An 8,808-nucleotide genomic window follows, 5' to 3' on the forward strand; every position below is an offset into this window, starting at 1 on the left:
CCGATGACCGCCTGCCCGATGGGGCTTTAAACCGATAACAGATCTTCCCGCCAGACCGACCCGGACCAAGCCGGGGGTTCCAGAGGAGTTTGCATGTTCCGTATCAGCCGTCAAACCGCCGGAGGTTCCGCCGTGTTGTGCGGAGCTATCTTTATGTTGTCCGCCAAGGCCGAGGAAAAAGCCCCGGCCGTGGTGGAATCCAACCGGCCGACCGCCGCCGTGCCGGAACAACAACGCCGCATCCAGGCCGAGACGGACAAGGTCGCCCAGCGACTCGGGACCATGCTCCGCTTCATGGCCTACCACCGGCTCGACCAAGGCGAGGAACAAAAGCTCCTCACCGAAGCCGCCGGGACGCTGAACAAGCTGACCAAGACCGAAATGGAAGCGGTCATCAGCCACCTCGAAGCCTCCATCAAGGCCCCCGACGAGAAGACGGCTACTGTTGAGGCCAAAAAGGCTTACGACAAACACCGGGACGTGGTGAAGGGCCTCAAGGGCCTGCTGCTGAAGTACGACACGATCAAGTCCCTCGACCAGGCGGCCGAACGGCTCGACCGGGCCGCCAAGGACGAGAACGAAATGATGCTGCTCGCCCGCAGCCTGGCGAACCAACAACGCGAAGGCCGCACGCGGGGCCGGGGCATTGTCGAAAGCTCCACCGATCAATGCGACCGCCAGAGCGACCTGCACCGCGATCTCGAAGCCCTCTTCAAATTGATTGAAAAGCTTCCCGCCGTGCTGAACGACGAACAAAAAGCACGCCTCGCCGCCGCCAAGGTGAGCGAGAAGGGCAAGAAGATTCTCGACATCCAGTTCCTCGCCTCCGAACACCTGCGTCGCAACGAGCCGAACGCCGCCCACCCGCACCAAGCGACCGCCGCCCAGAACCTTCTGGAACTGGCCATCGCCCTACGCACCCCGAAGGACAAGCTGGAAACCTTAAAAGAGGCGAAGGCCAAGCTGGACAAAGCGTTGACGGACCAGAAGGAAGTGAAGAAAGAAACTGAAAATCCGCCGAAACGGGACTTCCGCAAGCCGTGGCAGGAAACCCTCAATCAGCACAACCGCGACATGGCCGCCAAGCAGGCCCGCGTGGAATTTGAGACCAAGGAAGCCCGGCAACTCGCCAAGGAAGTGGCCAAAGAGGCTGCCGAGGACATCAAGAAGGCCGAAGCCGAGATGAAAAAGGCCGAGGACGAGCTGAACACTCCGAACAAGCCGGACAACAACACGGCCGTCGAAGAACAACAGAAGGCCACCAACGAACTGCAAAAGGCCCTCGACAAGATCGAAGACCAGATCGCCAAGGAAGAAAAGAAGAAGACCGACCCGCTGGAGGCCGTGAAAGCCGCCAAGGAAAAGGTTGATCAACTCATCAAAGAAGAGACCAAGAACAAGGAAAAGACCGAGCAAACCAAGGGCACCCAAACGGAAAAGCTGCCGGAAATTTCCAAGGAACAAAAGGAAATCGCCAAGAAGACGGACGAGTTGAAGGCCACGCCGTTGCCGGAAGACAAGAAGGTTCAGGATGCCCTCGCCAAAGCCGAGACGAGCATGAAGAAGGCGGCCAAGGAACTCGACAACAAGAAGGCGATGGACGCCCTCAAGAACCAAGACGAGGCGTTGAAGGATCTCCAAGCCGCCAAGAAGGCCCTTGAGGAACAAGAAAAGAAGATCGAAGAACGCCGCAAGGACATCGCCAAGCTGGAAGACTTGGAAAAGAAACTCGGCGACCTCGCCAAGAAGCAAGACAAGGTCGCCGACGACGCCAAGGCCGCCGACGACAAGGCCAAGAACGATGCCGCCGATCCGAAGGCCGATGACAAAGCCAAGGCTGAAAACGCCAAGGCCGAGGACAACAAGGCGAAAGAACTGGCCAAGGAACAAGGCGACCTGAAGCCCGAAGCCAAGAACCTTGAGAACGAACTGAAGAACGCCGCTCCCGAGGCCGGCAAGAAGGTGGAAGCGGCCGAAGAGAAGATGGAAGCGGCCAAGAAGAACCTCGACGACAAGAAACTGGACCCGGCCGCGAAGGATGGCAACAAAGCCGCCCAAGATTTGAAGGATGCCCAGAAGGAAGTGGCCAAGGCCCTCGCCGACAAGAAGGCTCAGGAAGCCAACGAACAAGCCAAACTGCAACCGAACGAAGTCTCCCCGAAGAACGCCGCCGACGAAATCGCCAAGGCTCTTGAGCAAGCCGAGAAGGCCCAAGCCCAAACCGAGAAGGCCCAGGCCCAACTCGGCGAAAAGCCGATGAACGCCGAGAAGCCGATGGCGGGTGAAAAGCCGATGCAGAAGAACCCGGCGGCCGACCTTCAGAAACTTCAAAAGGAAGTGGCGAAGAAGGCCGACGAACTGAAGCAACCCGAGGCCCAAAAAGCCGCCGAGATGGCCGCCGACGCTCTCGCCAAGGGCGACCTGCCTGCCGCCATCGAAGCCCAGGAAAAAGCCTTGGATGCCCTCAAGGGCGAAAAGCCGATGGGCGACAAACCCGCCGGGGACAAACCCATGGGCGACAAGCCAATGGGTGAAAAACCGGCTGGCGATAAGCCAATGGGTGAAAAGCCCGCCGGAGACAAACCGATGGGCGACAAGCCCGATGGCGACAAACCCGCCGGGGACAAGCCGATGGGCGAAAAAACCGATGGGGACAAGCCCGCCGGAGACAAGCCGATGGGTGAGAACCCGATGGGTGAAAAACCGGCCGGTGACAAGCCAATGGGCGACAAACCCGCCGGAGACAAGCCTGCCGGGGACAAACCAATGGGCGACAAGCCGATGGGCATGGGCGAACCGATGCCCGGAATGGCCAAAGACCCCGGTGAACTGGCCAAGGCCCAAGCCCAGATCAAGGACGCGACCGAAGCCCTGAAGATGGCTCAGGAAGCGAACCAACAGGCCCAAGCCGCCCTGCAACAAGCCCAAGCTCAGGCTCCGATGGCCGTGAAGCCGCAACTTGAAAAAGCCGCCGAACAACTGGCCGACGCCCAAAAGGCCCTCGGCATGGCGACCCCGATGGAAGCGGCCCAAGCCCAAGCCCAGGCTCAACAAGCCCTGCAACAAGCCCTGCAAACCCTGCAAGCGGCTCAAGCTCAAGCCGAAGCCCAGCAAGCGATGGGCATGGGAATGGAACCCGGCATGGGCATGGAACCCGGAATGCAGCCCGGCATGGGCATGAAACCCGGCATGGGGATGCAACCCGGAATGGGAATGCAGCCCGGCATGCAACCGGGCATGGGAATGCAGCCCGGCATGGGGCAGGAAAACAACCAACCGATGGGCAAGGGTGACCGCGATCCGGACGGCAATTTGAAGAACTCGGCCTCCAAGCTGAATGACATCAAGGGCGACGGCGCCTTCATCAACCTCCCGGCCCGTCAGCGGGAAATGATCCAGCAAGCCCTCGGCGGCACCCTTCCCCCGGAATACGGGGCGATGATCCGCCAGTACTTCATGAACGTCGCCGGCGGCAAACCCGCCACTGGTGCCGCCCAACCCAAGAAGTAAAATGATGAAGTGACTATGATGACAAGGTGACACGGCCGCGAGCCATGTCACCTTGTTGCGTTTGCCCGACGAACTTTTGCAGGCAAGGACTTCAACATGATCTCTCTTCGAGCCATCACACCATCGGTTTTGGTCGCCCTGTCCTGTCTGTTCGCCGCTCCGGCGTTCGCTCAGGACAAGGACAAGAACAAAGGCAAGATGGACGAAGAGGCCAAGAAGGCCACCGCCAAGGCTCTTGAGTGGCTCGCCAGCAAACAGAACTCCGACGGTTCGTGGGGCGACACCCGCTATCCGAACAACACCGCCCTCACCGGATTTGCGATGATGGCGTTCATGTCCCAGGGGCATGTTCCCAATCAGGGCAAGTACGGCCCGGAAGTGGCCAAGGGGGTGCGTTTCCTGCTGGCCTCCTCCCGCGAAGGGGATGGTTATCTCATTGGCACGCGGGCCGGGAATATGTACTGCCACGGCATGGCCACGCTGGCCCTGTCGCAAGTGTTCGGCATGACCGGTGACGAAGACGTGAAGAAAGTGTTGAAAAAGGCCGTGGACCTGATCGTCCGCTGCCAAAGCCCGGATGGCGGCTGGCGCTATGAACCCCAACCCACCGGGTCGGACATCTCCGTCACCATCATGCAGGTGATGGCTTTGCGAGCCTCAAAGGACAGCGGCCTGCACATCCCGGACAAAACGATGAAGAAGGCCCTGGAGTACATCAACTCCTGTTACGACGCCCCCTCCGGCGGTTACACCTACCAACCCTTCAACCGCCAGCCCGGCTTTGCCCGCACGGCCGCCGGCATCTGCGTGTTGAAACTCGTCGGCGAATACGACAAGAAGATTGACAAGTCGATCGAGTATATGAAGGCCAACATGGAGAACCCGCGGGAACACTACTGGTACGGCCACTACTACGCCTGCCACGCCATGTACCAAATCGGCGGCAAAGATTGGGACGACTACTACGCAACCATCAAAAAGAAACTGTTCGCCAGCCAGCAAAGCGACGGTAGCTGGTCCAAGCTCGAATCCCAATCCGCCGGCCCGGTGTATCAAACGGCCATCGCTGTGCTGATGCTTTCTGTTCCCGCTGACTACTTGCCAATCTTTCAGCGATAAAGATTGTGGATCATCTGGAAAGTAGAATCGAGTAATATCGTGAAGCCGCGACGCGTAGTCTTCGGAGCGGAGCGCGGACTTGCTGCATCATGTGATTGCCATTTCTATCGGCAATTGAACGCGGGCAGTCCGCGCTCCGCTCCGAAGACTCCGCGTCGCGGCTTCACAAATCTCATCGTCTAATGATCGTCGGCCCCAATCCTCACGCCGGTTTCTTCGCGGGGGCATCATCCTTTTTCAGAAACGGGTTCGGCTTCAGTTCGATCTTCTTCACCGTTTGCAGGTAATCCAGCGTCTTTTCCGATTCCTTCCCGCCAACTTGGGCGTGGAAGTGCAGGCTGAAGCCGTGCGGGCCTTTGGCGTCGATCAGTTTCGGTTGCATGGTCAGGAAAGCTTTCACCACGTCAGTCATGCCGAGCATCGCGGCGCAGAAAATGTCGATCCGGGCGCCTCGTTCCAGCAACACTTCCACGATGTCCCGACGGCCCATGTGCGAGGCCGCGCCGAGGCCGCTTTCCCAGTCCCCGGCGCTCCAGTTCATCGTCGCCAGCACAAGGCTCGGTTCCCTGTCCAGCAACTTCTTGACCATCGGCAAATCCATGTGGGCGAAGATCACGAAGTCCTGCACCAACAAGCGATTGGTCTGCGGCTTCTTCCACGAAGGCTTGAATTCCGGCGGGGCATAATCCCGTTCAAAAGGGGCCTCGACCGGGCCAACACCCGCCTTGGGCAGTTCGGCCTTCGGCTTTTCATCGGCCGACAGTTCGCTTCCGGAACCAAAGACAGCTCCGGCGGCCATCGCCGTGAACAAACGACGCGAAAGAATGTCGGCCATGATGATTGTCCTTGTTTGAAAGGCAGAGCGTTGATTTGGTCAATTATACGCCGACGAATCTGCCATCCCTATTTCTGGCGGCGGTCAAACGCGCGGGTTTTGAGCGCGTCCAGAATTTCCGGCGGGAGGAATTTTCGCAGGTCTCCCTCCAGTGTGGCGATCTGTCGCAACAGTGTGCTGCTGACGTGGGAATATTCTTCCTTCGACATTAGGAAGACCGTTTCGATCTCCGGGTCAAGGTTCAAATTCATCAGGGACATGGTGAATTCGTATTCCATATCGCTCAGGGTTCGCAGGCCGCGAACCATCAGGCTCGCTCCCACCGAACGCACGAACCGCACGGCCAGGCCGGTGAAGGGGACCACCCGCACGTTTGGAAATGGCTTGGTGACCCGGTTCACCAACTCGACTCGTTCTTCCAGATTGAAGAACGGTGTCTTGTCCGGGTTGTTGCCGACGCCGACGATCAGTTCGTCGACGATCCGGCTGGCTCGCTGGATCACATCCAGATGGCCCAGGTGAATCGGATCGAAGACACCCGTGTACACGGCCCGGCGAAAGGACAATTGGCTCATTGGCGAAACTCAGGAGTGTGACTGAGGGAGAACATCCGCGAAACGGTCCAGGTCTTCCGGGGTGTTATACACATGCGGGCTGACCCGGAGACGCCCGCCCCGCACATTCACGATCACGCCCGCCTCCCGGCAGCGTCGCATGATCGCATGAGGATCGTGGCCGGGCGTGTCAACGGAGACAATGCCGGAGCGTTCGCCCGGTTCCATGCTGCTGAAAACGGCATGGCCTTTTTGCCGGACGCGCTCGGCCAGATGGTCCGTCAATTCGGCGATCCGGGCTTCGACGGCCTCAATCCCGAGGCCGAGCAAAAGCCGCATGCTTTCCCCCATGCCGAGGATACCGCCGTAGTTTTGCGTTCCCCCCTCGTATCGCCCGGCGTGTGGATGCGGGTTCCACTCCACGCGGGAAAAATCCCCGGCATGAACCACGCTGTTCCAGCCGACGCCGATAGGGTGCAGCCGTTCTACCCATTCCCGCCGGATGTAGGTGATGCCCGCCCCCTCCGGGCCGAGCAGCCATTTGTGGCTGTCGGCCGCCACGGCATCCACCGGAAGATTTTGCACGTCCATCGGGATCACCCCGAGGGACTGGATGCCGTCCACGAAAAAGAAGATGCCGCGTTGCCGGCAAAAGTCGCCGAGGGCAATGAGATCATTCCGGAAGCCGCTGGCGAACTCGACACTGCTGATCGTCAGCACGCGGGTGTGGGAATCGCATGCGGCCATCAAATCGGCCGCCCGTACCCGAGGGCCGACGCTCGGAACCGCCCGCACATCGACGCCGCGATCACGCTGATTCATCCACGGGTATTGGTTCGTCGGATATTCCTCGGCGGCCGTCACCACGTTGTCCCCGGCCCGCCACGGGAAGCCCTCGGCCACAATGTTCACCCCCTGCGTGGTGTTGCCGACAAAGCAGACATCCTTGGTGTCCGCGTTCAGCAATTGCCCGGCCAGCAACCGGACGGCCTTTAGACGATCATGCCATTTTTGGAAACTGGCGATGCCATTGGAGGCGAGATCGGTCGCCCATTCGGCCATCGCCGCCGCACACGCGGCAGACGGCGCGCAGACGGCCGCGTGATCGAGGAAGGCCCATTGTTTGGTGACAGGAAAATGCGACCGCAATGCCGGGATGTCGATGGAACCCACAAACCGTCCTCCGGGAATGCGCTTCAATGTACCATGCCAGACGGGAGAAACCATCCTTTTGCAAGGTTCGCCTTCAAGGCGGCCGCGAAAGGTTTCCATATCACAATCGATGTTTGACTCTCTACCCCCGATGAATCATGGCCGAAGATCCCCGCGGCAAATACCTCCGGGTCACTCCCGGTCGAGTCCTCATCAACGAGATCATGCGGCATTCCCGTGATGTCCCGTTGATCGTCGTCGAACGCCAGTTTCGATTGCCGGAAGTGATGGCCGCCCGCCGGCTGGTTGAGCCGAACACATCGTGGGTGGCCCTGTTCGCCAAGGCTTACGGGGTCGCCGGGCTTCGCATCCCCAACTTGCGCTGGTGCTGGGTCCGGCTTCCTTGGGGGAGAATTTACGAGCATCCGTACAGCGAATGCGCCGTGATCGTGGAACGGGAATACGAGGGGGAGATGTGTGTCCTCACTTCATCGATTCGCAGCCCGGAGGATACTTCACTTGCCGACATCACCAACCATATCCGGCGATTCCGAGACGACCCGGTGCTGTCCGTTTCCGGTTTCTTGTTGCTGATTCGCCTCGTTCGTTTGCCGGGATTCATGCGCTGGCTGATGCTGTGGTGGTATCTGAGTTGGACGGGCCGCAAACGGAGCAAGCGTTTCGGGACGTTCACGATTTCCAGCCTCGGCAATTACGGCGTCGATCTCATCACGCCGATCATGCCGTTATCCGCCTATCTGACGTTCGGTCCCATCTCCGAAGACGGAACCGTGACCGTCCGCCTGATCTTCGACCACCGCGTGATGGATGGCCGCCATGCCGCGAAGACATTAGTGGAGATGGAAACGATTATGAACGGGCAACTGGCGACGGAGATGCGGGAGGCAGCCAAAAGCAAGGCTGAAAAAGAACTGGAGAACCGCAACATGGCTACAGCAGAGTTCCGCAAGATATAGCGATTTAAAGGCCAAATCCCCACAGAGTCTACGTCTTTACGCCCGGCAGGGCTTTGCTCTGACAACCCTTTGGAAGGATGATCGGCAGCGTCGTCAGCCCGTCGGGGAACCGTTGGACCATCGGGAGTCGCGGTTCCCTCGCTGGCGCGTCGGGCTATGGTTGCATCGGGCTATGGGCTTGGGAATCGGTGACGCCTTTCCACCCCGGAACCATCCGCAATCATAGCCCGACGCGCCAGTTTTGATGTTGCGCTTTTTGGGTTTTCAAAGGTTGGTTTTGGTATTGGCGAGCCGAGCAGTGTGAGCGGCCGGGTGGCTTCCGGCGGGCGAACCGCTTCCCTTTTTCCCGGCCAGACCATGACCCGTGGTGAACGCTTCTGGCGGGCAAAAGTCGTTACCCGACGTCTGACGGCGTTCGGCTCGCCAAGAATGAACGGCAAGCAGGTTCGTTCTTGTGAGCGCGCATGACTTCATGGCCCACCAAATCAGTCATCATTCAAACGTCTCGACTTCGCCGCTGGCGTAACCCGTCAGTTTGTCGGCCAGTGTCGTGGTGCGCACGGCCCAGAACCAGTCATTGCCGGGGCCGCCGAAGATCTGGTTGGGGACCGTGTCGCGGAAGATCGTTTGGCTGTTCAGCAGGAAGGCGCCATTCAAGCCG

At 59.6% G+C, this 8,808-nt stretch carries 6 protein-coding genes; 3 read left to right on the top strand and 3 right to left on the bottom strand.

The genetic code is table 11. From position 1 onward, the window contains the following. Positions 1–93: 93 nt before the first annotated feature. Positions 94–3,510, top strand: coding sequence for a hypothetical protein (locus tag BGIM_RS67395; protein WP_238537774.1), 3,417 nt, complete (start codon positions 94–96; stop codon positions 3,508–3,510). 96 nt (positions 3,511–3,606) lie between these two features. Continuing rightward, positions 3,607–4,629 (top strand): prenyltransferase/squalene oxidase repeat-containing protein, encoded by a 1,023-nt coding sequence (locus tag BGIM_RS0132130; protein WP_020473764.1) that lies wholly within the window; start codon positions 3,607–3,609, stop codon positions 4,627–4,629. A gap of 202 nt (positions 4,630–4,831) precedes the next feature. Here the strand turns inward: BGIM_RS0132130 and BGIM_RS58655 are convergent, their stop codons facing one another. The 3 genes from BGIM_RS58655 to BGIM_RS0132145 form a co-directional block, all read right to left on the bottom strand. Then, positions 4,832–5,464 (bottom strand): ankyrin repeat domain-containing protein, encoded by a 633-nt coding sequence (locus BGIM_RS58655; RefSeq protein WP_020473765.1) that lies wholly within the window; start codon positions 5,462–5,464, stop codon positions 4,832–4,834. A gap of 68 nt (positions 5,465–5,532) precedes the next feature. Beyond that, positions 5,533–6,039, bottom strand: coding sequence for a pantetheine-phosphate adenylyltransferase (coaD, locus tag BGIM_RS0132140; RefSeq protein WP_020473766.1), 507 nt, complete (start codon positions 6,037–6,039; stop codon positions 5,533–5,535). 9 nt (positions 6,040–6,048) lie between these two features. Then, entirely contained in the window at positions 6,049–7,191 is a 1,143-nt protein-coding gene (locus tag BGIM_RS0132145; RefSeq protein WP_020473767.1) for an aminotransferase class V-fold PLP-dependent enzyme, read from the bottom strand. A gap of 137 nt (positions 7,192–7,328) precedes the next feature. Here BGIM_RS0132145 and BGIM_RS53520 point away from each other — a divergent pair, with 137 nt between their 5' ends. Continuing rightward, the gene (locus BGIM_RS53520) at positions 7,329–8,147 is read left to right on the top strand and encodes a 2-oxo acid dehydrogenase subunit E2 (protein WP_020473768.1); all 819 of its coding nucleotides are present in this window, start codon (positions 7,329–7,331) and stop codon (positions 8,145–8,147) included. The last annotated feature ends 661 nt before the right edge of the window (positions 8,148–8,808 follow it).

Source organism: Zavarzinella formosa DSM 19928, assembly GCF_000255705.1.
Taxonomy (GTDB): Bacteria; Planctomycetota; Planctomycetia; order Gemmatales; family Gemmataceae; genus Zavarzinella; species Zavarzinella formosa.